Below are 25491 nucleotides of genomic sequence, written 5' to 3'. Positions count from 1 at the left end.
CGCCGCGCGTTTTACTTGTCCAGTCGCAGCGCCTTGATCCCTTCGGAATCGATGCGCACGTAGCCGCCGCGGCGCTCGCCGTGGTCGAGGTCCCAGTCGGGCAGCACCCAGCGCATGCCGCCCGCTTCGTGATGCAGCGCGGGGCGGTGCGTATGGCCGTGAATGATGGTCGCCGTCTTCGTCTTCTTGAAGAGCGCGGCGATTCCCTCCGACGTCACGTCGTAGCGCGGCGATGCGGGGCGCACGCGTCCTTCTTCACTCGACCTGCGCATCTTTTGCGCCAGCGCCTTGCGCCAGCGATACGGCCACGCCAGAAACAGCCATTGCGCGAGACGGTTGCGCGCGAAGCCGCGAAATCGCTGATAGCGTCGGTCCGCCGTGCATTGCGCGTCGCCATGCGTGAGCGCGATCTTCGTGCCGAACGCGGTGATGACGAACGGATCGGGTAGCCAGATCGCGCCCGCCGCCTTCATAAAGCGCTTGCCCAGCAGGAAGTCGCGGTTGCCGTGCATGATGTACAGCGCGATGCCGCGCTCGGACAGCGTGTGCATCAGCTTGGCCATGCGGGCGGGGAACGGCTCGGCGAGCATGTCGTCGCCGATCCAGTATTCGAACAGATCGCCGAGAATGAAAACGGAGTCCGCGTGCTCGGCCGTCACGAGGATGAAATGCTCGAACGCGGCAACCGTGTGCGGGATCGCCTCGCTCAGGTGCAGGTCCGAAATGAAGAAAAACGGGCGCGCCGCGTGCGGGCGTTTGCCCTCGCCAGGCACGCCCGCAGCGACGCTTCGCAGCGGCGTTTCTTGCAGCATTGAAGTGCGCTTCTCTCAGTTACTCAGCTCTTTCGTTAAGAATATGCCGAACGTGTGAGCAATGGCCTTACTCGACCACGACGGCCTTTTCGATGATCACGTCGTCGACGGGGACGTCCTGATGGAAGCCCTTCGAACCCGTCTTCACCTTGCGGATCGCATCGACGACATCGAGGCCCTCGACGACCTTGCCGAACACTGCGTAGCCCCAGCCTTGCGGCGTCGGCGACGAGTGGTTCAGGAAGTCGTTGTCGTTGACGTTGATGAAGAACTGGGCCGTTGCCGAGTGCGGATCGTTCGTGCGCGCCATCGCGATCGAGCCCTTGACGTTCTTCAGGCCGTTGTTCGCCTCGTTGGCGATTGGCGCATTGGTCGGCTTCTGCGTCATGCCCGGTTCGAAGCCGCCGCCCTGGATCATGAAGCCGTCGATCACACGATGGAACACCGTGTTGTCGTAGTGGCCCGCCTTCACATAGGCGAGGAAGTTTTCGACCGTTTTCGGCGCCTTCCCGGCGTCCAGTTCCAGCTTGATGACGCCGTGGTTCGTGTGCAGTTCAACCATGATGATTTCCTTTGGGGCTAGGTGAGTGGAGAGAGGCGGCGCGTCGCCGGCCCGATGGCGACGGGCGCGCCCGTGGCATGGTTCATTCCGGCGCAGCGCGCCCGCACGTGCCGGGTTTAAGCCGGGCGTGCGGTTCGCGCGTCACCCTGTTGCAAATGCGTCGTCGGCTATTGCCTGCTTCAGGTGCCTCGCCGCCTGTTCACGGCTGGGCGGCCCCGACGCAAAGCGCGGCCGCTGCCTGCCGAGCTTACTTGCTGACTATTGTCGCCGACTGGATCACGATCTGCTTTTGCGGCACATCGCTCATCGGGCCGCGCGAGGTCGTCGCCGTGCCTTCGATCTTCTTCACGACGTCCATGCCCGAGGTCACCTTGCCGAACACCGCGTAGCCGTTGCCGTCCGGATTCGGGTAATCAAGGCCGGCGTTGTCCACCGTATTGATGAAGAACTGTGTCGTGGCCGAATTCGGATCGCTCGTGCGCGCCATCGCGATCGTGCCCGTCATGTTCTTCAGCCCCGTGCGGCTTTCCAGCGGGATCGGCGCGCGCGTCGGCTTTTCCGCATAGCTCGTCGTGTAGCCGCCGCCCTGGATCATGAAGCCGGGAATCACGCGATGGAAGATCGTCCCGTTATATTGACCGGCCTTCACATAGTCGAGAAAGTTGGCGACCGTTTTCGGCGCTTTGTCGGGATACAACTCGACGCGGATATCCCCTTCCGATGTCTTCAAGAGAACGGACGGGTGCACAGCCTGGGTTCCGTTTTGCGCAAAAGCGGGTGCGTTCGCGATCAGGGCGGCGCTGCCGAGCGCCAACGTCAACCATTTCATGTAAATCCTCGGATGAGCTCAAATGGGGAAAATAACGGCAAACCCGCCGTCGGGCAGCATGCGCGCAAGCGCGCTCACTGCGACGGCGCGACGTACGGCGGAATCGCCAGCGAACCGTTCGGGCCGCCGAACTGGAAGCCCGGCGTGTTGGTGATGTTCGACGTGGCGCGATTCGTATAGTCGTTGGCGTCTGGCGCAGCCTGGCTGGTCTTTTTCACAGCGGCCTTGCGCGGCGACACGATTTTTTCGATGTCGGCGATGCGCTGGCTCGTCGTGCCGTTGCCGGCGCCCAGGCTTTGTGCGCGCCGATAGGCCTGATCGGCCATGCGCAGATAGAGGTCGCCGAGATTTTCGTAGGCGAGACCATAGCCGGGGCTTGCCTTGACGGCCGTTTCGAGCGCGGCGCGCGCTTCCGTGTAGCGGCCTTGCTTCGCATAGAGCGCAGCAAGGTTGTTGTACGGTTCAGGCAGCTCCGGGTAGGTCTGCGTGAGTTCGGTGAAGGCGGCGATCGCGTCGTCATCGCGGTTCAGGCGCGCAAGCACGGTGGCGCGCTTGAATCTGGCCTGGGCGTCGCGCGGGTTCGCGGCGATGCGCGCGTCGAGCTGCGCGAGGGCGGCCGTCCAGTTCTTCTGCTCGATGGATGCGTCGGCGTCCGGGGTGGCGTCGCGCACGGCCGGGCCGTGAGAAATCGTCGGCGTTTTCTGCGCGAAAGCGGGCGCGCCGGGCGCGGCCATGAGGGCGAGAGCGCAGCAGGCTGTGCCCGCTGCCGCGCTCAAAGTGGCCAGCAGGCCCGGACGTGACGAAGCGCCACAGGTCGAACGAGGCGTCGTCGCGAAGAGGGGCGTGGCGCCTCGCGCGCGGCCGCTGGAGTGTTTCATAGGCTCAGGTCGGGGTGTTATACTTCGGCCCATTCTAACAAAACGTCTGCGCGTTCCGTGGAACCACAGACTGTCTTTTCGCCACTCGTGGTCGTCTCCGCCTTGACGTCAGCCTGATCCCGCACCAGTGGCGCGACATGCCGTCAGTCGTGCCGCACCGCCCGTGTTTGCGCATTTGGTTGCATACATTCATCGGGCGCGGTATGAACGAACACCAAGCGGATTTCTTTCGGCCCATGCATCGTCTCTATGGAATCTCTGCGCATCTACAACACGCTCGCGCGTGACAAGCAAAATTTCGTGCCGCTTCATGAAGGCGAAGTGCGGATGTATGTCTGCGGAATGACGGTGTACGACTACTGTCACGTGGGTCATGCGCGGGTGATGGTCGTGTTCGATATTGTGCAGCGCTGGCTGCGCACGCTCGGCTACAAGGTCACGTATGTGCGCAACATCACGGACATCGAGGACAAGATCATTCGCCGCGCGGTCGAGAACGGCGAGTCGATTCGCGCGCTGACGGATCGCTTCATCGCGGCGCTGCATGAAGACGCCGACGCGCTCGGCATCGAGCGACCCGATCTCGAGCCGCGCGCGACGGATTTCATTCCGCAGATGCTCGGCATGATCGAGAAGCTCGAGGCGAACGGCTACGCATATCAGGCCGCCGACGGCGACGTGAACTACGCGGTGCGCAAGTTCGCGAACTATGGCGCGCTGTCGGGCAAGTCGCTCGAAGACCTGCGCGCAGGCGAGCGCGTGGCCGCCAACGACGCGAAGCAGGACCCTCTCGACTTCGTGCTGTGGAAGCAGTCGAAGCCCGACGAGCCCGCCGATACCGGCTGGGATTCGAAATACGGACGCGGACGTCCGGGCTGGCACATCGAGTGCTCGGCGATGAGTTGCACGCTGCTCGGCGAGCAGTTCGACATTCATGGCGGCGGCCAGGATCTGCAGTTTCCACACCATGAGAACGAGATCGCGCAAAGTGAAGGTGCAACGCGCCAAACGTTCGTCAATTACTGGATGCATAACGGCTACGTCCAGATCGACAATGAGAAGATGTCGAAGTCGCTCGGCAACTTCTTCACGATTCGCGAAGTGCTCGCGAAGTACGATGCCGAAGTCGTGCGGTTCTTCATTGCTCGCGCGCATTACCGGTCGCCGCTGAACTACAGCGACACGCACCTCGACGACGCGCGCAGCGCGCTCGCGCGCCTGTACACGGCATTGAAGGACACGGCGCCCGACGCAGGCGAGATCGACTGGAACGAAGCGCATGCGCAGCGCTTTCGCGCGGCGATGAACGACGACTTCAATACGCCTGTCGCCGTCTCGTTGCTGTTCGAACTGGTGAGCGAAGTGAATCGCACACGCGATGCGGCGCTCGCACGGCAATTGCGCGGTCTTGCGCACGTGCTCGGGCTGCTCAGGCGCGAGCCGCGCGCTTATTTGCAGCAGGCGGCGGGGACTGAAGGCGAAGGCGCGCTGGCTGTGGTAGCGATCGAAGCGAAGGTCGCCGCGCGCGTCGCCGCGAAACAGGCCAAGGACTACGCCGAGGCGGACCGGATCCGCAAGGATTTGCTGGATGCCGGTATTGCACTCGAAGACAAACCGGGCGGGTTGACCGAGTGGCGGCGCGTTTGAGCGCACCTCGTACTTCCCACTGATCGACTCGCCAGGCAGGAGGCAGGATGGCAACGGCCACGAAGACGCCGGCTAAACGAGCCACGTCTGAATCTGACGCGGCAGCTAAGGCAAGGGCAGTGCGCGCGCGAAGCGGCGTCGCCGCGAAGGGCGCAACGAAGGTGGCGGTGAAATCGGCGTCGGCGAAAGGCGTCAAGGCTGGCCTCAATGCCGGGCGCAAAACGGACACATCCGGCGCGCTCGCGAAGCACGTATCGTCGAAGCGGCTGCCTAACGGAGCGGATGTACCCGAGCAAGCCGCCGCTGTGAAGCCGTCGACTGCGCGTGCTGCGCAGGCAAAGGGCAACGGAGCGCTGCCCGCCGGACTCGGGAACGATTTGCGCGAACCCGCGCGCGATGCCGAGGATGACCCTGACCGCGAAACGGCGCGCAAGCCGCGCGCGGCCGTCGCGTCGGATGTGGACGCCGCCCCGTCCGTGCAAGACAATGCGCAAGGGGCCGCCGTCACGCGCCCGGCGTATTGGGACAAGGCCTGCGCCGACCTCGTCAAGCGCGACCGCATCCTCAAGAAGCTGATTCCGAAATTCGGCCCCGTGCATCTGTCGAGCCGTGCCGATCCGTTCGTCACGCTCGCGCGCTCCGTGGTCGGCCAGCAGATCTCAGTCGCTTCCGCGCAGGCGATGTGGCAGCGCATTGTCGCTGCGTGTCCGAAGCTCGTGCCGCAGCAGATCATCAAGCTCGGCCAGGACAACCTGATGAACTGCGGCGTGTCGAAGCGCAAGGCCGAATACATTCTCGATCTCGCGCATCACTTCGTTTCGGGAGCGTTGCACGTCGGCAAGTGGACGTCGATGGAAGATGAGGACGTGATCGCCGAGCTCACGCAGATTCGCGGCATCAGCCGCTGGACGGCCGAGATGTTTCTGATCTTCGACCTGTCGCGTCCAGACGTGTTGCCGCTCGACGATCCCAATCTCATTCATGCGATCAGCCAGAACTATTTCAGCGGCGAACCGGTGACGCGCAGCGAGGCGCGCGAAGTTGCCGCGAACTGGGAGCCATGGCGCACCGTCGCGACGTGGTACATGTGGCGCAGCCTCGATCCAGCACCCGCTGGCAGCTGATGAAATGACGAAAACCGCCGGGGCCTATTGATTTGCTAGAATCAATAGATTCAAGACGGTTTTGACACGGGCGGGCGCGGTTAGAATACGCGCTGCCGGTAAGTCCAAGGATTAAAAACCAATGAAGACCACCTTTCTGGATTTCGAGCAGCCGATCGCCGAGCTCGAAGCGAAAATCGAAGAATTGCGCTTCGTACAGGACGATTCGGCCGTCGATATTTCGGAAGAGATCGAGCGGCTGTCGAAGAAGAGCCAGCAACTCACGAAGGATCTGTACACGAACCTGACGCCCTGGCAGGTTTCGCAAATCGCGCGTCATCCGCAGCGCCCGTACACGCTGGATTACGTCAGCGAACTGTTCACCGATTTCCACGAACTGCACGGCGACCGCTCGTTTGCGGACGATCTGTCGATCGTCGGCGGCCTCGCGCGTTTCAATGGCCAGCCGTGCATGGTGATCGGCCATCAGAAGGGCCGCGACACGAAGGAGCGCGCGCTGCGCAACTTCGGCATGCCGCGCCCGGAGGGTTATCGCAAGGCCGAACGGCTGATGCGTCTTGCCGAGAAATTTGGCCTGCCGCTGTTCACGTTCATCGACACGCCGGGCGCGTATCCCGGCATCGGTGCGGAAGAGCGCGGTCAGTCGGAAGCGATCGGCCGCAATCTGTACGTGATGGCCGAACTGAAGACGCCGATCATCTCGACGATCATCGGTGAAGGCGGTTCGGGCGGCGCACTGGCTGTCGCCGTCGCGGACAGCGTGCTGATGCTGCAATTCTCGACGTATTCGGTGATTTCGCCGGAAGGCTGCGCGTCAATTCTTTGGAAGAGCGCGGCGAAGGCGCCCGAGGCCGCCGAAGCGCTGGGCCTGACAGCGCATCGCCTGAAGGCGCTGGGCCTGATCGACAAGATCGTCAACGAGCCGCTGGGCGGCGCGCATCGCGATCCGAAGGGCATGGCTGCATTGCTGCGCCGCGCGCTCGCCGATTCGCTGCGCCAGTTCCAGGGCATGAGCACGTCCGATCTGCGTGAGCGCCGTTTCGAGCGGTTGATGGCCTACGGCAAGTTCAAGGAAACCACGCCGGGCGCATAAGCGCGCTTGGACTCTCCGAAGGCGCTTCGCGCGCCACCACATCGTGACTCCCTCTGCTGACACACCCGCCGACCGCCTCGTTCTCGACGCGGTCGGCGCGGCGTTTACGGCTCTGCCTGAACACGCGCGCGTCGCGGTCGCATTCAGCGGCGGCGTCGATTCGACCGTGCTGCTCGATGCGGCTGTGCGCGTCGGTGGCGCGTCGCGCTGCATCGCGTTTCATATTCATCACGGTCTCAGTTTGAACGCCGGCGAATGGCTCGCGCACTGTGAGGCGTTCGCGCACGAGCGGGGCGTCGAGTTCGCGTCGTGGCACGTCGAGGTTTCGCGCGCGCCGGGCGTGAGCGTCGAAGCGGCGGCGCGCGATGCCCGCTACCGCGCGCTCGATGCGTTGTGCGCGCAGCATCGCGTGCACACGCTTTGGCTCGCGCAGCATGCGGACGACCAGGCGGAAACGGTGCTGCTTCAGTTGCTGCGCGGTGCGGGGCTTTCGGGTCTCGCGGCAATGGCGCCCGAGTATCTGCCGTCGGGCGCACGGGCGGCGCGCGCGCGTCCGCTGTTGCAATTGCTGCGCGCACAACTGGAACACTATGCGCATGCGCGCGATCTGCGCTGGATCGACGACGAATCGAACGCCGACACGCGCTATGCGCGCAACGCGTTGCGTCACGATGTTCTGCCCGGCCTCGCCGTGCACTTTCCCGGCTTTCGCGACGCGCTGGCGCGCACGGCTGCTCATGCGGCCGCGGCGCAGCGTCTGCTCGACGCGCTCGCGCAAATCGATCTGCAAACGGTGCGCGGCGACGAAGAGGGCGCGTTGTCGCACGATGCGCTGCTCGCGCTCGACGACGAGCGCGCGGCGAACCTGCTGCGGTACTGGATGCGCACGCTCGGCTTGCCTGCAGCATCGACGGCGCGCCTGACGGACGCATTGCGCCAGTTGCGCGAGATCGGCGATGCGCACAGTCTGCGCATCGATCACGCGGGTCAGGCGTTGCGCAGCTACCGTGGACAGGTCTATTGGGAAGCCGGCGACAGCGCGGATCCTGCCGACGAAACCGCGTTCGTCGAACGGGCGGAAAGCGTGCTCACGTGGCAAGGCGAGAGCGTATGGCGCTTGCCGCAATGGCGCGGCACGTTCGTGTTCAGCGACGCGAGCGCCGATGATCCCGACGCGATTCCCGTCGAAGCCGTTGCGCGAGGCCCGCTCGTCGCGCGCGCGCGCGGTGGCGGCGAACGGATGCGCTGTGTCGTGAATGGCCCGAGCCGCACGTTGAAGAATCTCTTTCAGGAAGGCGGCGTGCCGTCGTGGAAACGCGATGTGCCACTGCTTTTCGTCGGCGGCGAACTGCTGTTCGTGCCGCTGATCGGCGTGAACCGCGCGGCGCTCGCGCATGACGCGCGGCAGGCGAGCAGCCGTTACCTGCGGATCGAATGGCGCGAGGATCTGACGCTCGCGTAACGCGCAGGCGATGGGTCGCGGCGCACGTCACGCTGCGCGTGCTTCGACGGCGGCCAGACCCACCGCACGGCCACTGTCATACGCACGCAACATCGGCCGCAAATCCTTCTCCGACAAGCATTTGCAATGCCTTTTGCCCGGATTTCGGCTTGTCTTTTTATTGCCGATCAGGTAGGGTAACTTGTTTGCCCGACTCGCTTTTTGTCGTGTTACCCGGCTGTTCTTATGCGAATGCCCGGGCGCGCTCCAAGCCGTTAGCCACCCCGTTAGCGTCCGTCAGTCCTGTCGATCGACAGGTTACAGGGCAAATCCCGCGCGTACTGCACGCGCGCTGCATCTGTGCCGCCACACTCTGCCGTCGTTCCCGAACGTTGTGCCCTGTGCGTTTTGTGCGGCCGTCTCCAGCGCGCGATGCGCGCCGGTTCGCGTAGTTCCAGTTTCTCCTTCAGTTCAGAACGACAATGGCACTCATCGTACACAAATACGGCGGCACATCGATGGGCTCGGTCGAGCGCATCAAGAACGTCGCGAAGCGCGTCGCGAAATGGCACAAGGCAGGCCACAAGATGGTCGTCGTGCCTTCGGCGATGTCCGGCGAAACGAACCGCCTGCTGGGCCTCGCGAAAGAAATTTCGCCGCAGCCGAGCCCGCGCGAACTCGACATGATCGCGTCGACGGGCGAACAGGTCAGCGTCGGCCTGCTGTCCATCGCGCTGCACGACGCAGGCGTCGATGCCGTCAGCTATGCCGGCTGGCAAGTGCCCGTCAAAACAGATAGCGCGTTCACGAAGGCGCGCATCAGCGACATCGACGGCGAGCGCGTGCTGCGCGATCTCGACGAAGGCAAGGTCGTCGTCATCACGGGTTTCCAGGGCATCGATCCCGAAGGCCACATCACCACGCTCGGCCGCGGCGGCTCGGACACGTCGGCTGTCGCGGTGGCCGCGGCGCTGCAAGCCGACGAATGCCTGATCTACACGGACGTCGACGGCGTCTACACGACCGACCCCCGTGTGGTCGAAGAAGCGCGCCGGCTGGACCGCGTGACGTTCGAAGAGATGCTGGAAATGGCCAGCCTCGGTTCGAAGGTGCTGCAGATCCGCTCGGTGGAATTCGCCGGCAAATATCAGGTGAAGACGCGCGTGCTCTCCAGCCTGACCGATCCGATGATGTCGCTCGACGAAGAAATGAAGTCGGGCACCCTGATCACTTTTGAAGAAGATGAAACCATGGAAAAAGCAGTCATCTCGGGAATCGCGTTTCAGCGTGACGAAGCCCGTATCGCCGTGATGGGTGTGCCCGACAAGCCGGGCATCGCGTATCAGATCCTCGGTCCCGTCGCCGACGCGAATATCGATGTCGACATGATCATCCAGAATCAAAGCGTCGAAGGCAAAACGGCGTTCACGTTCACGGTCGGCCGCGGCGACTATCAGCGCGCAATGGACATCCTGACGAACCAGGTCAAGGGCCACGTCGACGCGGAACAGGTGCTGGGCGATCCGAAGGTGTCGAAGGTGTCGGTGGTCGGCGTCGGCATGCGCTCGCATGTCGGCATCGCGAGCAAGATGTTCCGCACGCTGTCGGAAGAGGGCATCAACATCCAGATGATCTCGACGTCGGAAATCAAGATCTCGGTGCTGATCGACGAGAAGTATATGGAACTCGCCGTGCGCGCGCTGCATAAGGCATTCGAGCTCGATCAGGCTTGATAATGCGTACACTCACGCCCGTTTGCCTCGGCAACGGGCATTTGAGTGAAGATGGTTGACGATAAGAGCGGGCAGGGCAGTCGGGTAGAAGAAGTGATATTGAAATGACACTTCTGGCATAAAAAGTGTGAAGTAAAAATTGACCTTGGCTCGCGAACCCGCTATTATCTTGGCTTCGTTGCGCTGCCTCCCTGGCGCAAGCGAAGATTTGGGAGACGTGGCCGAGAGGTCGAAGGCACTCCCCTGCTAAGGGAGCATCTGGGCCAAAACCTGGATCGAGGGTTCGAATCCCTCCGTCTCCGCCAGAAATGGCGGTGGAACCCCGTAGAGCCGCGGCTCTGCGGGGTTTTGTTTTTGCGCGTGTGTTTCCCGTCACGACGCCGAGCTCTTATATCGACGCAGAGCGAATACGGGCGTCGAATGGACCATTCGGATTCAACCTTGTGCTCGTGAATCCATAAACGTCGGTATTAGCGAAGTCGGTTTGTGCGAACAGGCGGAGCATGCAAAACATGTCGAATATGTTTTTGCCTGGCATAACCAAACATCGCCAGGCGAAAACTCACGCCGCGCCAACGACGGAACCGCAAGTGCATGCTTTGCACGCACGCAACGGCGCGCAGGCGGGCAGTATCACCAAACACTGTCGCGTGTAACGACAAGTTACAGCCTGCGTCGAGACGCGAAGTTATGCATCAGTTATTACACAGTTGAAATATGCGCATAGCGTCGCTTTGTTATAGTCGATTCAAGCAGTCGATAAACACACTTCCCGCAAGAAAGGTGAAACCATGAAGTCCATGCGTCTTATCCCGTTGATCGCCGGCGTGCTGGCAATTGGCGCTTCGAGTGCGGCGATGGCAGGGGGATTGAACGTCGGTGTCAACATCGGTATTCCCGCTCCTGTCTACGTCGCGCCGGCGCCCGTGTATGCGCCGCCGCCCCCGCCACCGCCGCCCGTCGTGTATCAGCCGGCGCCCGTCGTGGTGGCGCCCGCTGTCGTGGTCGGCTGGCACGGCGATCGTTACTGGGATGGCCGCCGTTACTGGGGCCGCGACGACTGGTATCGTCATCATGGTGGGTGGGATCATGGCCATGGCCACCATGACAACGGTCGCCACAACGGCTGGCACTGATTCCGCTGCGGCGCCTGCGCCCCAACAAAAAACCGCCCCTTGGGGCGGTTTTTTTATCTGTTGCACGTGCAACGACGCGCGTGTCTGAGCGAGCCGGCCAGGCGACGTCACTCGCCGACAGCCGCCATTCCTCCGACGACCGCGCTAAAGCCGCTATCGACGTGCATGATCTCGGCCGTCACGCCCGCCGCCAGATCCGACATCAGGAACGCAGCCGCGTTGCCGACCTGATCGATCGTCACGTTGCGCTTGAGCGGCGCGTTATCTTCGACGAAGTCGAGAATCTTGCTGAAGCCCTTGATCCCGCTTGCCGCGAGCGTCTTGATCGGGCCCGCCGAGATGCCGTTGACGCGAATGCCCTTGCCGCCGAGCGACACAGCCAGGTAACGCACGCTCGCTTCGAGCGAGGCCTTCGCGAGGCCCATCGTGTTGTAGTTCGGGATCGCCTTTTCCGCGCCGAGGTACGACAGCGTGAGCAGCGCTGCGTTGTTCGACAGCATCGGCAGCGCGGCCTTTGCGAGCGCGGGGAAGCTGTACGCGGAGATGTCGTGCGCGATGCGGAAGTTTTCGCGCGTCATGCCGTCGAGAAAATCGCCCGCGATCGCTTCGCGCGGTGCAAAGCCGATCGAATGAACGAGGCCGTCGAGGCTGTCCCAGTGCTCCTTGAGCGAAGCGAACAGCGCGTCGATTTGCGCATCGTCGGCGACGTCGCACGCAAACACGAGGTTGCTGCCGAATTCGTTCGCGAACTCGGTGATGCGATCCTTGAAGCGGTCGCCGACATACGTGAACGCCAGTTCTGCGCCTTCGCGCTTGCAGGCCTGCGCGATACCGTACGCAATGGAACGGTTCGACAGAAGGCCTGTCAGCAAGATTCGTTTACCAGCGAGGAAGCCCATGAATTCTCCTAATGAGGTCAGCGCGCCGCTATGACGAAGTGCGGGAGCGCGCGGGATTTTGGGTAGAATTCTCTCACATTGCAACCGCCCACTGACCAACAAGGCCCCTATGACAACAGGCATGCGACGGGTTGAAGCGCCGCGCCCGGCATGGCGCATCGTGATTCGTCTGCTGTCGCGTGTTCGTTGCAAGGCGTTGCCGCGCGCGGCGCTGGCCGTGTGCGCGGGTTCGCTGATCGCCATGTCGCCCGTGACTGTGCGGCACGCGCACGCTGCGTATGCGATCGCGCAGTACGGCAACCCGAAGTATCCGCCCCACTTCAGGCATTTCGACTACGTCAATCCCGACGCGCCGCGAGGCGGCACGCTGGTGCTCGCGAATCCCGACCGCTCGACGAGCTTCGACAAGTTCAATCCGTTCACGCTGCGCGGCAGCGCGGCGCCGGGCATTGGCCTGTTGTTCGAAAGCCTGACGACGGGCAGCGCCGATGAAGTCGCGTCCGCATACGGCCTGCTCGCCGACGACATCGACATCGCACCGGACGGCCTGTCGACGACGTTCCATATCAACCCGCGCGCACGCTTTTCGAACGGCGATCCCGTCACGGCCGAAGACGTGAAGTTCTCGTTCGACACGTTGAAGAGCCCGCAAGCCGCGCCGCAATTCGCCGCGTATTTCGCGGAGATCACGCGTGCCGTGATCGTCGATCCGGCGACGGTGCGCTTCGAGTTCAAGCAGCACAATCGCGAGTTGCCGTTGCTCGCGGGCGGCATGCCCGTGTTCTCGCGCAAGTGGGGCATGAAGCCGGGCGGCAGCCGCACGCCGTTCGATCAGCTCGCATTCGAAAAGCCGATCGGCAGCGGGCCGTATCTGATCGAGGGCTACGACAACGGACGCACGATCACATATAAGCGCGATCCGAACTACTGGGGCGACAAGCTGCCCGTGCGCGTCGGGATGTACAATTTCGAGCGCATCAACTACAAGCTGTATTCGGATGCGACCGCGCGTCTCGAAGCGTTCAAGGCGGGCGAATACGACGCGCTCGTCGAGTACGTCGCGCGCAACTGGGTGCGGCGCGACGTCGGCAAGAAGTTCGACAGTGGCGAGCTGATCAAGCGCGAGTTTGCCCAGCACAACGGCACGGGGATGCAGGGCTTCATCCTGAATCAGCGCCGGCCGCTTTTCTCCGACGTGCGCGTGCGCAAGGCGCTCGATCTCGCGCTCGACTTCCAGTGGCTCAACCGGCAGCTGTTCTACAACCAGTACAGGCGCATCGACAGCTACTTCGTCAATACCGATCTGCAGGCGAAGGGCCTGCCGTCGCCGGGCGAACTGAAGCTGCTCGAACCGTGGCGCGCGCAGATCGAGCCCGGCGTGTTCGGCGCGCCGCCGCAGCAGCCCCACACCGACCCGCCGCGTTCGCTGCGCGCGAATCTGCTCGAAGCACGTGCGCTGCTCGCGCAGGCGGGCTGGACGTATCGCGACGGCGCGCTGCGCAACGCGAAGGGCGAACCGTTCGTGTTCGAGATCCTCGACGACTCAGGTTCGTCGGCGACCTTCGATCCCGTGTACGCGCCATATATCCGCAATCTGCAGAAGCTCGGCATCGAGGCGCGCACGCGCACGGCGGACTTCGCGGTGTATCAGAAGCGTCTCGACGCGTTCGACTTCGACGTCACGACGATCCGATTCCCTGATGTGCAGGTGCCCGGTGCGGACATGATCGACCGTTTCGGCAGCAAGGCCGCCGACGAACCGGGCTCGGGCAATCTGATCGGGCTCCGGTCGCCCGCCATCGATGCGATCTTGCGCGCGCTCGTCGGCGCGCAGACGCGCGAGCAACTCGTCGATGCCGTTCATGCGCTCGATCGCGTGCTGATCAATGGCTATTACATGGTGCCGCACTGGTACAGCGCGACGCATCGCGTGGCGTTCAAGCAAGGCCTTGCCTGGCCGAAGACCTTGCCGCTGTACTATACGGCGGAAGGGTGGATCACTTCGATGTGGTGGTTCGCGCAGCCGCATTGACCGCGTGCTCTGACTTTGCCGCGTCACGCATTTTTGATTTCGGATGGCCGCCATGTGGAGCTATATCCTCAAACGTCTGTTGTTGATGATCCCGACGTTGATCGGCGTGCTGACGCTGACGTTCGTCGTGATCCAGTTCGTGCCGGGCGGGCCCGTCGAGCAGGCGGTGCACGAACTGCGGCGCAATACGGCCGAAGGCGGCGCGCCGTTCGGGCTGCGCGCGCATAGCGGCGTCGACGCGCAGCAGGTCGCGCAACTGAAAGCGCTCTACGGCTTCGACAAGCCGCCGCTCGAACGCTACTGGCTGATGCTCAAGCGCTTCTCGCACTTCGATCTTGGGCAAAGCTATTTCCGCCACCAAAGCGTGTGGTCGCTGATCGTCTCGAAGCTGCCCGTGTCGATCAGCATCGGGCTATGGACCTTCTTCCTCACGTATCTGATATCGGTGCCGCTCGGCATCGCGAAGGCGGTGCGCAACGGCTCGCGCTTCGATCTCGCGACGAGCCTGATCGTGCTGATCGGCTACGCGATTCCGGGTTTCGTGCTCGGCGTGCTGCTGCTCGTGCTGTTCGGCGGCGGCACGTTTCTGCAGCTGTTTCCGCTGCGCAATCTCACATCCGACAACTGGGCCCAGTTGAGCCTGTCCGGCAAGATTCTCGATTATCTGTGGCACATCACGCTGCCCATCGTGGCCTCCGTGGTCGGCAGCTTCGCCGTCGTCACGATGCTCACGAAGAACGCGTTTCTCGACGAAATCCGCAAGCAATACGTGCTGACAGCGCGCGCGAAAGGGCTGTCCGAGCGGCGCGTGCTGTGGAAGCACGTATTCCGCAACGCGCTGCTGCCGCTGATCGTAGGCTTTCCGGCGGCGTTCATCGGCGCGTTCTTCACGGGCAGCCTGTTGATCGAAACACTGTTCTCGCTCGACGGGCTGGGGCTGCTGTCGTACGAGTCGGTGGTGCGGCGCGACTATCCCGTCGTGCTCGGCACGCTCTATCTCTTCACGCTGATCGGGCTCGCGACCAAGCTGATCTCCGATCTCTGCTACGTGTGGGTCGATCCACGCATTCAATTCGAACAACTGGAGCGCTGATTTGAGCCGCGTTCGTACAGATGCCGAAGTGTCGTCGCGCGCGCAGCCGGTACGCGCGTTCGTGTCGCCGTCGCCTGCGCGCCGCGTGTGGTCGCGCTTTCGGCAACAGCGCCTTGGATACTGGAGTCTGATCGTGTTCGTCGTCGCGTTCGCGGCGAGCCTCGCCGCGCCGCTGTGGTCGAACGACAAGCCGCTCGTCGTACGCTACGACGGCCACTATTATTTTCCGCTCGTGAAGTCGTACCCGGAGACGGCGTTCGGCGGCGACTTCCCAACGCCCGCCGACTATCTCGATCCCTATATCAAGCATCGTTTCGACGCGCCGGGCAATTTCGCGATCTATCCGTTGAACCGCTACTACTACGACACGCTCAACTATTTTTCGAAGGTGCCGAATCCGGCGCCGCCTTCGCGCGACAACTGGCTCGGCACCGACGACCGCGGGCGCGATCTGTTCGCGCGCCTCGTCTACGGCTTTGCCGTGTCGGTGAAGTTCGCGCTGGTGCTGACGTTCATCGGCACCGTGCTCGGCGTGCTGGCGGGTGCCGTGCAGGGCTATTTCGGCGGCAAGACGGACATCGTCGGGCAGCGGCTGATCGAAATCTGGAGCGCGCTGCCGGAGCTGTATCTGCTCATCATCTTCGCGTCGATCTTCGAGCCAGGCTTCATTCTGCTGATCGTGCTGCTGTCGCTGTTCGGCTGGCTCGGGCTTTCCGACTACGTGCGCGCGGAGTTTCTGCGCAACCGGCAGCAGGACTACGTGCGCGCCGCGCGCGCGATGGGCCTGTCGAACTGGCAGATCATCTGGCGGCATGTGCTGCCGAACAGCCTCACGCCCGTCATCACGTTCTTGCCGTTCCGGATGAGCGGCGCGATTCTCGCGCTGACGAGCCTCGACTTTCTCGGCCTTGGCGTGCCGCCGCCGACGCCGAGTCTCGGTGAGCTGCTCGCGCAAGGCAAGGCGAATCTCGACGCGTGGTGGATTTCCGTCGCGACGTTCGGCGTGCTCGTCGTGACGCTGCTGCTATTGACCTTCATGGGTGACGCGCTGCGCAACGCGCTCGACACGCGCATCTCCGACGCGATGAAGGCGGGAGGCAATCAGTGAGCGCGAATCCGGCAACCGGCGGCGGGCCGCTGCTCGAAATCGATCGTCTGCGTGTGACGTTCGGCGACACGGTCGCCGTCGACGACGTGTCGCTTACGATCGCACGCGGCGAGCGCGTCGCGCTCGTCGGCGAGTCCGGCTCGGGCAAGAGCGTGACGGCGCTGTCGATCCTGCGCTTGCTGAACGACGCGCAGACGAGCGGCGCCGTGCGCTTTGACGGCGAGAATCTGCTCGCGAAGAGCGAGCGTGAAATGCGCGGACTGCGCGGCTCCGACATCGCGATGATCTTCCAGGAGCCGATGACAGCCCTCAATCCGCTGTACACGATCGGCGACCAGATCGCGGAGACGATCGTGCTGCACGACGGCGTCGCCGCCAACGAGGCGCGCAAGCGCGCCGTCGCGCTGCTCGAACGCACGGGCATCACGGAGCCGGGCAAGCGGGTGAACAGCTATCCGCACCAGTTGTCGGGCGGGCAGCGGCAACGCGCGATGATCGCGATGGCGCTGGCGTGCCGTCCTCGATTGCTGCTCGCCGACGAGCCGACGACGGCGCTCGACGTGACGATCCGCGCGCAGATCGTCGAACTGCTGCTCGAGTTGCAGCGCGACGAAGCGGAAAAGCGCGGCATGGCCGTGCTGCTGATCACGCACGATCTCAATCTCGTGCGGCACTTCGCGCGCCGTGTCGCGGTGATGGAGAAGGGCGTGCTCGTCGAGAGCGGACCCGTCGAGACGCTGTTCGCGTCGCCGCAGCATCCGTACACGCAGCGGCTGCTGCAAAGCCGCCCGGAGCGCACCGTCGTGCCCGTGCTACCGATTTCGCCCGTGCTGCTCGACGCGCGCGACGTCTGCGTCGACTTCAAGACGAAGCTGCCCGGCTTCTCCGGCTGGTTCCAGTCGGGGCATTTTCGCGCGGTGGACGATGCGAGCGTTTCCGTGCGGCAGGGCGAGACGCTTGGCATTGTCGGGGAATCGGGTTCGGGCAAATCGACGCTGGCGATGGCGCTGCTCGGCCTGCAGCGCATGTCGCGCGGCGCGATCGAGTTTCAGGGCAGGGCGCTCGGCAGCTATCGCGGGCGCGAGCAGACGGCGCTGCGTTCCAATATGCAGGTCGTCTTTCAGGATCCTTTTAGTTCACTTTCGCCGCGCCAGACGATCGAGCGGATCGTCGGCGAAGGACTCGCGCTGCACCGGCCGCAACTCGGCACCGACGCGCGGCGCGACAAGGTGGTCGCCGTGCTGCGCGAAGTGGGGATCGACCGTACGGCGCTGCATCGTTACCCGCACGAATTTTCGGGCGGACAGCGGCAGCGCATCGCGATCGCGCGCGCGCTCGTGCTGGAGCCCCGCATCCTGATTCTCGACGAGCCAACGAGCGCCCTGGACGTGTCGATCCAGCAGCAGGTATTGAGGCTGCTCGCCGGTCTGCAGCGGAAATACAACCTCGGATTCGTCTTCATCAGCCACGATCTGGCCGTGATAGGCGCGATGGCGCATCGCGTCGCGGTAATGAAAAACGGGGCCATCGTGGAAACGGGCGCCGTCGAACAGATCTTCGCCGAGCCGGCCCATCCTTACACGCGCAAGCTATTGAAAGCGGCATTCACGACTTGACATTCCCCAATTGGGTGCGGTCCGTCATTGTTTTTTTCTATTTGTTTTGACATTGGAATACTTACTGGCTAGTATCGACCAAACTTTTCGTAGCCCATTGATTTTCAGGCAAAAACTGCCGCAGCACCCCCAGCCCTAACCCAAGACCAACCACCAGACCAATGCAGCACCACACTCTGACCCAGGCTTGCACGCGCGTCGTCGCCGGGATGTTCATTGGCGTACTGATGGCCGCAGCTCCCGGCGCTTTCGCCGATGAAGTAAGCAGCTTTAACCAGAACGCGTCATTCTCGGCCTCTTCCGGGTCGAACTCTGTGTCCTCCACCACACAAAATGCACAAAGCGCCGTCTCGAATTCGGAGAGCGGCGCTCGTTCCTTTCTGTCGGGCATGGCCGGCAAGGCAGGCGACGTCGTGGTCGGCGCGCTGAACATGATCGGCGTGCGTTACCGCTGGGGCGGCGACACGCCGGATTCGGGCCTCGATTGCAGCGGCTTCGTGCGCTATGTGTTCCAGGACACGCTCGGCATGGCGCTGCCGCGCCGCGCCGAAGAAATGAGCCGCGTCGGCGAAAAGGTTCGCATCGCCGATCTGAAGCCGGGCGACCTCGTTTTCTTCAACACGATGCGCCGCACGTTCTCGCACGTGGGCATCTATATCGGTGACAACAAGTTCGTGCATTCGCCGTCGACGGGCAGCACGATCCGCGTCGACGATCTGGATGACGGCTACTGGGAAAAGCGCTTCACGGGCGCGCGCCGCATCGAGACGACGGTGCCGCAACAGCAGGATCTACGTCAGCGCGTGAGCGCGACGATCGGTGGCAACAACTAAGACGATCGGTTCTCGACCGTTTTAAGCAAAAGGCCCGCTTCGAACGAAGCGGGCCTTTTGCTTTGTCAGGTGCGAACGTCAGGTGCGAACGTCAGGCTCGCCGCGGCGGCGCACGCCGCTTCGTAGCACGCGCCGTGCGGCCGATGACGCGATCAGGCAGTCGCGCGCGCCGACGCGAGCTTGTGCTGCAGTTCGGACACGATACGCGCCGCCGCTTCTTCGCCCGCCAGAATCGCTGTGTTGCGTTGTCCGAAGTCGGTGCCGCTCATTGCGTTCAGATTCGGACGAATCACGACGTCGGCGTATTTGTCGAGTTCGTACGCCTTGATCGTCTGCCCCATGATTGTGAACGTCTGCATCAGCACATCGAATGAGCTTTCCGTGACGGCTGTCTCGGGCCGCGCAGAGATATCGACGGCGATCACGAAGTCCGCGCCCATCTTGCGCGCGAACGAGGCGGGCACCGGGCTGACCAGGCCGCCGTCGACGTACTCGTGTCCGCCGATCTTCACCGGCTCGAACACCGACGGCACGCTCGACGACGCGCGCACCGCAATGCCCGTGTTGCCGCGCTGAAAGAGGATCGGCTGGCCCGTTTTCAGATCCGTCGCCACGACGCCGAGCGGCTTCGCCATCTTCTCGATCGGACGATTATCGAGCGTCTTGTTCAGATAATTCTGCAACGCGACGCCTTGCAGAAAGCCGCGTGTGCGAAACGGCATGGCCCAGTCGCTGATCGATGCTTCATCCATTGTCAGCGCGAGCTTGTTGAGCGCGAAACCGTTCAGACCCGACGCGTACAGCGCGCCGACGACCGAGCCGGCGCTCGTTCCGCACACCAGATCGATTTGAATGCCGCGCGCCTCCAGCGCCTTGATCACGCCGATATGCGCGAAGCCGCGCGCAGCGCCGCCGCCGAGCGCGAGTCCCACGCGCAGTGGCCGTTGCGCTTTGACGGCGGGCGGGGCCGGCGACGTGGACGCGGTGCTGGGCGTGGGCGCGACATTCTCGGGCTTGCTGCCCGTCGACGCGCAGGCTGACAGGACAGCCGAGGCCGCGGCAATCGAGAACGTGCGGCGGGACAGATGGGGCGATGACGGTTTCAACGATTTCTCCAGCGACGGCGCGAATATTCACCTGAAAGTATCGCGCCGCGGGTCTTGCAAAGGTGATCGACGGTGGCGATCGTGGCGCGCCGTGCACAGGCGAGCGGCGGCGCGCGCACATCATAATGCAAAGCGGCAGCGGGGCGACAATCGGCTGAGGGAACCGCCTCTCTGGGACGCTGCGCGCTTCGTCCGATGCGCAGCGCGAGTGCCGGGTCCGGTGAATACGCTGTCGGCGGGTATAATTTCGGCTCTCTCTTTTTTGATCGCGTTCGCGCCGTCGTCAGCCGCGGTTGCCGGTGTCCGGCGCGATCCGTTTTCGTTGCCGCGTCCGGCCTCGATGTCCGCCGGCGCCGTCGTCCGTCTTCGAGTTACCGCACATGACCACTCCCGTTCGCACCCGCTTCGCACCGAGTCCCACCGGCTTCATCCACCTCGGCAACATCCGTTCCGCGCTGTATCCGTGGGCGTTCGCGCGCAAGTCCAAGGGCGTGTTCGTGCTGCGTATCGAGGACACCGACGTCGAGCGTTCGAGTGAGCGATCGGTCGATGCGATTCTCGAAGGCATGCGATGGCTCGGCCTCGATTACGACGAAGGTCCCTTCTACCAGATGCAGCGCATGGACCGCTATCGCGAAGTGCTCAAGCAGATGCAGGAGCAGGGGCTCGCGTATCCGTGCTACATGTCGACGGAAGAACTCGACGCGTTGCGCGAGCGCCAGCGCGCCGCGGGCGAGAAGCCGCGCTATGACGGCACGTGGCGGCCCGAGCCGGGCAAGGTGTTGCCGACGCCACCCGCGGGCGTGGAGCCCGTGCTGCGCTTTCGCAATCCGCTGACGGGCGTGGTCGCGTGGGAAGATGCCGTGAAGGGCCGCGTCGAAATCTCCAACGAAGAACTCGACGACCTCGTGATCGCGCGTCCCGACGGCACGCCGACCTACAACTTCTGCGTGGTCGTCGACGATCTCGACATGAAGATCACGCACGTGATTCGCGGCGACGATCACGTGAACAACACGCCGCGCCAGATTAACATCCTGCGCGCGCTCGGCGCCGAGCCGCCCGTCTATGCGCACCTGCCTACCGTGCTGAACGAACAGGGCGAGAAGATGAGCAAGCGTCACGGCGCGATGAGCGTGATGGGTTATCGCGATGCCGGCTATCTGCCGGAAGCCGTGCTGAACTATCTCGCGCGACTCGGCTGGTCGCATGGCGACGCCGAAATTTTCTCGCGCGAGCAGTTCGTCGAATGGTTCGATCTCGAGCACCTGGGCAAGTCGCCGGCGCAGTACGACCACAACAAGCTCAACTGGCTGAACAATCACTACATTAAGGAAGCGGACAACGCGCGTCTCGCCGACCTGAGCAAGCCGTTCTTCGCTGCGCTCGGTATCGACGAAGCGACGCTCGCGAAGGGCGCGGATCTGGCGAGCGTCATCGCGCTGCTGAAGGATCGCGCGTCGACGGTGAAGGAGATTGCCGACAATGCCGCGATGTTCTATCGCGAGCCGAATCCGGATGCGGACGCGCTCTCGCAGCACGTGACGGACGCGGTGCGTCCGGCGCTCGCCGAACTCGCCGGTGCGCTCAAGCGCTGCGAGTGGACCAAGGAGGGCATCGCTGCCGCGCTGAAGGCGACGCTTGGCGCACACAAGCTGAAAATGCCTCAGCTCGCGATGCCCGTGCGTCTGCTGATCGCGGGAACGACGCATACGCCGTCGATCGACAGCGTGCTGATGCTTTTTGGTCGCGACGTCGTGGTCAGCCGTATCGAAAAGGCGCTTGCCTGAGCGGGTGGGGGCTGGCCTGCACTGGCTGTCGAAGCTGCGCGATGATTGCGCGGCTTCGCAAAAAAATTGTAGAAAGCGACTCAAGAGGTATTTACAAAGCGAAAATTGCTCTCTACAATCTCGCTTCTGTTCTGCAAGGGGGTATAGCTCAGCTGGGAGAGCGCTTGCATGGCATGCAAGAGGTCAGCGGTTCGATCCCGCTTACCTCCACCATCAGAACAAGTGAAGTTGTCCCGGTTAGCAGGGAGTTGTAGAAAAAAAGACTTCACAAGTAGTAACAAAGCAGTTATGATAGCGGTCTTCGCTGCTGATGAATGAAGTTAGCAGCAAGAACGAGACAGATCTGAAAAGATTATGTCCCCTTCGTCTAGAGGCCTAGGACATCACCCTTTCACGGTGAGTACAGGGGTTCGAATCCCCTAGGGGACGCCAAATACTGGCGTTGTCTGTAAATCAGGCGATGCGCTTGCGAGAAATAACCGACGCTCGCAAGTCAGGTAGCAAGACTGGAGTGGTAGTTCAGTCGGTTAGAATACCGGCCTGTCACGCCGGGGGTCGCGGGTTCGAGTCCCGTCCACTCCGCCAGATTAAGCCCGTTCGGTGAGCGGGCTTTTTCGTTAAAGGTGTAAGCAGTAGTGTGTGAAGTACGTTGTCCCCTTCGTCTAGAGGCCTAGGACATCACCCTTTCACGGTGAGTACAGGGGTTCGAATCCCCTAGGGGACGCCAAATACTGGCGTTGTCTGTAAATCAGGCGATGCGCTTGCGAGAAATAACCGACGCTCGCAAGTCAGGTAGCAAGACTGGAGCGGTAGTTCAGTCGGTTAGAATACCGGCCTGTCACGCCGGGGGTCGCGGGTTCGAGTCCCGTCCGCTCCGCCACAATCGAGAAGCCCGCTGAAACGTCAGCGGGCTTTTTGTTTTGTGCTCGTCAAGTTCGAGCCGATGCCCTGATTATCGCCGCCAGGCCTTCGTTGTCAGACCGATCGCACGGCGTGGGGCAAACAGCCATTGCCAGCGCGTTGCGCGTGCCTTAACGTTGAGCGGACCGACTTTTCCGTCCTCCGCGCGATGCTCGACCCGACCGACGTTCCGTCTCCCTTCCATTTGCGCAAGGCCAGCATGGACGACTTTCAGTTCGCCGAGGCGCTGACGCGCAATAACATGGGCGGCTACTACCGTCGGCACCATCTCGTGTGGCGCAGCGACCTGTTCCTTGCAAGCTGGCGCGAGTCGGAAAATTTCATTCTCGAAGTGGACGGTGAAAGGATCGGCGTGCTGCGCATTACGGAGGAGGGCGACTCGCTGCACATCCGCGATGTGCAGATTGCCGAAGGCCATCGCCGGCGCGGCGCGGGCACCTACCTGCTGAATACGTCGCATCGCTGGGCCAGGGCGCGCGGCCTTTCCGAACTGCAGTTGCGCGTCTTCGTCGACAATCCCGCTGCGCGTCTTTATCAGCGCCTGGGTTACCGGCTCGCGGGTCCGCGTCTCGCGCAGCTTGGCTCAATCCGTCATATGGCGCGGCGCGTCTGAGTGTGTTGCGGGCGCATCGACGTTTCCGCAGCCGTCGAGCCCATCGCGAACAGAACGCCCGTCCGTGGGGCCTTTGTATGGGCGTCTCTCCGTCACGTCGGCGCATCGTCGGCGTCCTCATGCTCTGGCTCATTGCGCCGGTGCTCCGCGCCGCGCTCCATGAACGCCCGGGGACTTTCTCCAAACGCGCGCCGGAACATCGCGGAAAACGCGCTCTGACTCTGATAGCCCAACTCGCGCGCGACATGCGACAGCGCTCGACCCTGGCTAAGCAACGGAATCGCGCGGGCCAGCACGGCCTGCTGGCGCCATTGCGAAAAGCTCACGCCCAGTTCCTGCCGAAAGAGTCGCGCAATGGTGCGCGTGCTGGCGCCGACCGTCGATGCCCAGCGCTCCAGCGAATCCGCATTCGCCGGGTCGGCGAGCACCGCTTCGCATAGCGCGCGTAGACGCTTTTCCGTGGGCATTGGCACGGACAGCGGCAGGGGCTGCGAGCGCGTGATCTCATCCAGCGCCAGCGAGCCGAGCAGCCGCTCGCGGCCGGGCGGCAAGCCCGGTGTATCGAGCGCGGCGATGACTTCGCGCAGCAGCCCCGAAACCTCGACGACCCTGCACGCATCCAGCCCAGCCGGGACGGCCGCTTCGTTGACATAGAGCGTGCGCAGGAACGCATCTTCGACGATGACGACCTCGTGCAGCACATACGGCGGAACCCAGATCGCGCGCGACGGCGGCACCATCCACGTGGTACCAAACGTGCCGACGCGGAGCACGCCGCGCGATGCATACGCGACTTGCGCCCATGCGTGCGTGTGTCGAGCGATGCGCACGCCTGCCGGCATGGGCCGCGAGCGCACTCGGATCGGATGCGTGGGTGTGGGCGCGAACTCCGGTGGGATGTCGGCGAAGTCGACGCGTTCCGAAAGCCCGGAGGGCGCTTTTGCGGCGGACGGCGGTGAATGGGTGGCTTCTGTCATGTCATATCGGTTTGGAAGGCGGCGTGTGTCGGGCCGCATGACGCCTGTCATTGTAGGATCGGGCGCGTCATCCGGACATTAGCCGAATGGCCGATGCGACACCGCGAAAATGGCGCGGCATAATGCACCGGATTTATGGCGCCGATGAGGAGAAGCCAATGAATTTCGCCACTACGGATCTATGCGATGCACACGAAGACCAGCTCGCGGCGGGCACGCTGCGCGTGCTCGATCCCGTGTTCAGCCGCTTTGGCCGCGCCGCGCGTTTTGGCGGGGAGGCGGTGACACTGAAGGTGTTCGAAGACAACACGCTGGTGCGTGCAACGCTCGAAGAGAAAGGCGCGGGGCGTGTGCTGGTCGTCGATGGCGGCGGCAGTCTGCGTTGCGCGCTGGTCGGAGGCAATCTCGGCAAGCTCGGTGAAAAGAACGGCTGGGCCGGCATCGTCGTGTTCGGCTGCGTACGCGACACGCTCGAACTGAACGAATGCAACCTCGGCGTCGTCGCGCTTGCCACGCATCCACAGCGCAGCCAGAAGCGAGGCGGCGGCGAGCGGGACGTACCCGTGCGTCTGCCCGGCTCGGTGGTGCGGCCGGGTGAATGGGTGTATGCGGACATCGATGGCGTGCTGATCGCGAGCGCGTCGCTCGCGTGACGCGCGGCGCTAACCGTCACTCATCGTGGCTCATGTTTGGACGGAGGACAATGGACTGATGCAGAACGTGTTTGTGTACGGCACCTTGCGTGCCGGTGAGATCAACGATATCGGCGCCGCGGCGGCACGCAACGACATCGCCGCGCCGACCCTTGTCGGTTCGGCCACCGTGCGTGGCCGTCTGTTCGACTTCGGCGCCTATCCCGGTTTCGTGCCGGATGACGCGGGCATTCATGTGCGGGGCGACGTCTATGAAATCGACGACGAACTGGTCGCCGTGCTCGACAAGATCGAGGAGGTCTATCCGGGCGTCGAGGGGCTGTTCGTGCCGCGCGAAGTGACCGTCGAAGTGAAAGGCACACCCGTGACATGCCGCTACTATCCGGTGCAGCGTGACTCGGTCAAAGGGTTGCCGGAAATTCGTTGCGGCGACTGGGTCACGCATCGGCGTGCGAACGGCCGGTGATCGAAACACCAGGGCATCGTGCATCGCGTGCATGCTGGCGGTCATGCTGGTGGTCTATAGGCAGGAAAAAGAACGGCCCAACAGGCACGACGCCCGCCAGGCCATTCCCGGTCGGTCAACCGTTGAGCT

The 25491-nt window shown here is 63.3% G+C and carries 22 protein-coding genes and 6 tRNA genes; 21 read left to right on the top strand and 7 right to left on the bottom strand.

The annotated features are described in order from the left end of the window. Positions 1–11: 11 nt before the first annotated feature. The 4 genes from J8I87_RS05360 to J8I87_RS05345 all read right to left on the bottom strand — a co-directional run bounded on the left by J8I87_RS05360 (position 12) and on the right by J8I87_RS05345 (position 3081). A complete protein-coding gene (locus J8I87_RS05360) occupies positions 12–812 on the bottom strand; it encodes a UDP-2,3-diacylglucosamine diphosphatase (protein WP_209930394.1) in 801 nt (266 codons plus the stop codon). Positions 813–879: 67 nt separating this feature from the next. Next, positions 880–1374: a peptidylprolyl isomerase gene (locus J8I87_RS05355; protein WP_209930393.1), complete on the bottom strand. Its 495-nt coding sequence runs from the start codon at positions 1372–1374 to the stop codon at positions 880–882. Positions 1375–1621: 247 nt separating this feature from the next. Then, entirely contained in the window at positions 1622–2203 is a 582-nt protein-coding gene (locus J8I87_RS05350; protein ID WP_209930392.1) for a peptidylprolyl isomerase, read from the bottom strand. A 74-nt stretch (positions 2204–2277) separates the two neighbouring features. Beyond that, positions 2278–3081 (bottom strand): tetratricopeptide repeat protein, encoded by an 804-nt coding sequence (locus J8I87_RS05345; protein WP_209930391.1) that lies wholly within the window; start codon positions 3079–3081, stop codon positions 2278–2280. Between the two features lie 249 nt (positions 3082–3330). Between J8I87_RS05345 and cysS the strand changes: the two genes are divergently transcribed. The 7 genes from cysS to J8I87_RS05310 all read left to right on the top strand — a co-directional run bounded on the left by cysS (position 3331) and on the right by J8I87_RS05310 (position 11255). Further along, a complete protein-coding gene (gene cysS, locus J8I87_RS05340) occupies positions 3331–4728 on the top strand; it encodes a cysteine--tRNA ligase (RefSeq protein ID WP_209930390.1) in 1398 nt (465 codons plus the stop codon). A gap of 47 nt (positions 4729–4775) precedes the next feature. Further along, positions 4776–5852 carry a DNA-3-methyladenine glycosylase family protein gene (locus J8I87_RS05335; protein ID WP_209930389.1) on the top strand — a complete coding sequence of 359 codons (1077 nt, stop codon included), beginning with the start codon at positions 4776–4778 and terminating at the stop codon, positions 5850–5852. Positions 5853–5973: 121 nt separating this feature from the next. Then, complete coding sequence (locus tag J8I87_RS05330; RefSeq protein ID WP_209930388.1) at positions 5974–6945, top strand: acetyl-CoA carboxylase carboxyltransferase subunit alpha; 972 nt, start codon at positions 5974–5976, stop codon at positions 6943–6945. Positions 6946–6988: 43 nt separating this feature from the next. Beyond that, positions 6989–8407 carry a tRNA lysidine(34) synthetase TilS gene (gene tilS / locus J8I87_RS05325; RefSeq protein ID WP_209930387.1) on the top strand — a complete coding sequence of 473 codons (1419 nt, stop codon included), beginning with the start codon at positions 6989–6991 and terminating at the stop codon, positions 8405–8407. Between the two features lie 461 nt (positions 8408–8868). Beyond that, a complete protein-coding gene (locus J8I87_RS05320; RefSeq protein WP_209930386.1) occupies positions 8869–10119 on the top strand; it encodes an aspartate kinase in 1251 nt (416 codons plus the stop codon). 211 nt (positions 10120–10330) lie between these two features. After that, positions 10331–10424: transfer RNA gene (locus J8I87_RS05315), tRNA-Ser, on the top strand. 486 nt (positions 10425–10910) lie between these two features. Continuing rightward, positions 10911–11255 carry a hypothetical protein gene (locus J8I87_RS05310; protein ID WP_209930385.1) on the top strand — a complete coding sequence of 115 codons (345 nt, stop codon included), beginning with the start codon at positions 10911–10913 and terminating at the stop codon, positions 11253–11255. Between the two features lie 107 nt (positions 11256–11362). Here the strand turns inward: J8I87_RS05310 and fabI are convergent, their stop codons facing one another. Further along, entirely contained in the window at positions 11363–12154 is a 792-nt protein-coding gene (gene fabI / locus J8I87_RS05305; RefSeq protein ID WP_209930384.1) for an enoyl-ACP reductase FabI, read from the bottom strand. 109 nt (positions 12155–12263) lie between these two features. On the opposite strand from fabI, the gene J8I87_RS05300 reads away from it, so the two are divergent. From J8I87_RS05300 to J8I87_RS05280, 5 genes are all read left to right on the top strand, one after another. Beyond that, complete coding sequence (locus J8I87_RS05300; protein ID WP_209930383.1) at positions 12264–14186, top strand: extracellular solute-binding protein; 1923 nt, start codon at positions 12264–12266, stop codon at positions 14184–14186. Positions 14187–14238: 52 nt separating this feature from the next. Next, a complete protein-coding gene (locus J8I87_RS05295) occupies positions 14239–15279 on the top strand; it encodes a microcin C ABC transporter permease YejB (RefSeq protein WP_209930382.1) in 1041 nt (346 codons plus the stop codon). A gap of 1 nt (position 15280) precedes the next feature. Next, the gene (locus tag J8I87_RS05290) at positions 15281–16387 is read left to right on the top strand and encodes an ABC transporter permease (RefSeq protein ID WP_209930381.1); all 1107 of its coding nucleotides are present in this window, start codon (positions 15281–15283) and stop codon (positions 16385–16387) included. Beyond that, complete coding sequence (locus J8I87_RS05285; RefSeq protein ID WP_209930380.1) at positions 16384–18003, top strand: ABC transporter ATP-binding protein; 1620 nt, start codon at positions 16384–16386, stop codon at positions 18001–18003. Before J8I87_RS05290 ends, J8I87_RS05285 begins: the two co-directional genes overlap by 4 nt. A 161-nt stretch (positions 18004–18164) precedes the next feature. Next, complete coding sequence (locus J8I87_RS05280; protein WP_209930379.1) at positions 18165–18836, top strand: C40 family peptidase; 672 nt, start codon at positions 18165–18167, stop codon at positions 18834–18836. A 152-nt stretch (positions 18837–18988) separates the two neighbouring features. Here the strand turns inward: J8I87_RS05280 and J8I87_RS05275 are convergent, their stop codons facing one another. Then, the gene (locus J8I87_RS05275; RefSeq protein ID WP_209930378.1) at positions 18989–19942 is read right to left on the bottom strand and encodes a patatin-like phospholipase family protein; all 954 of its coding nucleotides are present in this window, start codon (positions 19940–19942) and stop codon (positions 18989–18991) included. A gap of 380 nt (positions 19943–20322) precedes the next feature. On the opposite strand from J8I87_RS05275, the gene gltX reads away from it, so the two are divergent. From gltX to J8I87_RS05240, 7 genes are all read left to right on the top strand, one after another. Beyond that, the gene (gltX, locus tag J8I87_RS05270) at positions 20323–21732 is read left to right on the top strand and encodes a glutamate--tRNA ligase (RefSeq protein ID WP_209930377.1); all 1410 of its coding nucleotides are present in this window, start codon (positions 20323–20325) and stop codon (positions 21730–21732) included. Between the two features lie 137 nt (positions 21733–21869). Further along, positions 21870–21945 (top strand) — tRNA-Ala (locus J8I87_RS05265). 143 nt (positions 21946–22088) lie between these two features. Beyond that, positions 22089–22164: transfer RNA gene (locus tag J8I87_RS05260), tRNA-Glu, on the top strand. 76 nt (positions 22165–22240) lie between these two features. Then, positions 22241–22317 (top strand) — tRNA-Asp (locus J8I87_RS05255). 66 nt (positions 22318–22383) lie between these two features. Further along, positions 22384–22459 (top strand) — tRNA-Glu (locus J8I87_RS05250). A 76-nt stretch (positions 22460–22535) separates the two neighbouring features. After that, a tRNA-Asp gene (locus J8I87_RS05245) sits at positions 22536–22612 on the top strand. Positions 22613–22801: 189 nt separating this feature from the next. Continuing rightward, positions 22802–23266 carry a GNAT family N-acetyltransferase gene (locus tag J8I87_RS05240; RefSeq protein WP_209930376.1) on the top strand — a complete coding sequence of 155 codons (465 nt, stop codon included), beginning with the start codon at positions 22802–22804 and terminating at the stop codon, positions 23264–23266. A 92-nt stretch (positions 23267–23358) separates the two neighbouring features. Here the strand turns inward: J8I87_RS05240 and J8I87_RS05235 are convergent, their stop codons facing one another. After that, a complete protein-coding gene (locus tag J8I87_RS05235) occupies positions 23359–24243 on the bottom strand; it encodes an AraC family transcriptional regulator (RefSeq protein ID WP_209930375.1) in 885 nt (294 codons plus the stop codon). A gap of 158 nt (positions 24244–24401) precedes the next feature. Between J8I87_RS05235 and rraA the strand changes: the two genes are divergently transcribed. Further along, complete coding sequence (rraA, locus tag J8I87_RS05230) at positions 24402–24896, top strand: ribonuclease E activity regulator RraA (protein ID WP_209930374.1); 495 nt, start codon at positions 24402–24404, stop codon at positions 24894–24896. 58 nt (positions 24897–24954) lie between these two features. Continuing rightward, a complete protein-coding gene (locus J8I87_RS05225; protein WP_209930373.1) occupies positions 24955–25362 on the top strand; it encodes a gamma-glutamylcyclotransferase in 408 nt (135 codons plus the stop codon). The last annotated feature ends 129 nt before the right edge of the window (positions 25363–25491 follow it).

The sequence above is a fragment of the Paraburkholderia sp. LEh10 genome, from assembly GCF_017814945.1.
Classification (GTDB): Bacteria; Pseudomonadota; Gammaproteobacteria; order Burkholderiales; family Burkholderiaceae; genus Paraburkholderia.
The sequence above is the reverse complement of the archived record's forward strand: the minus strand, read 5'-3'. Positions and strand labels throughout refer to the sequence as shown.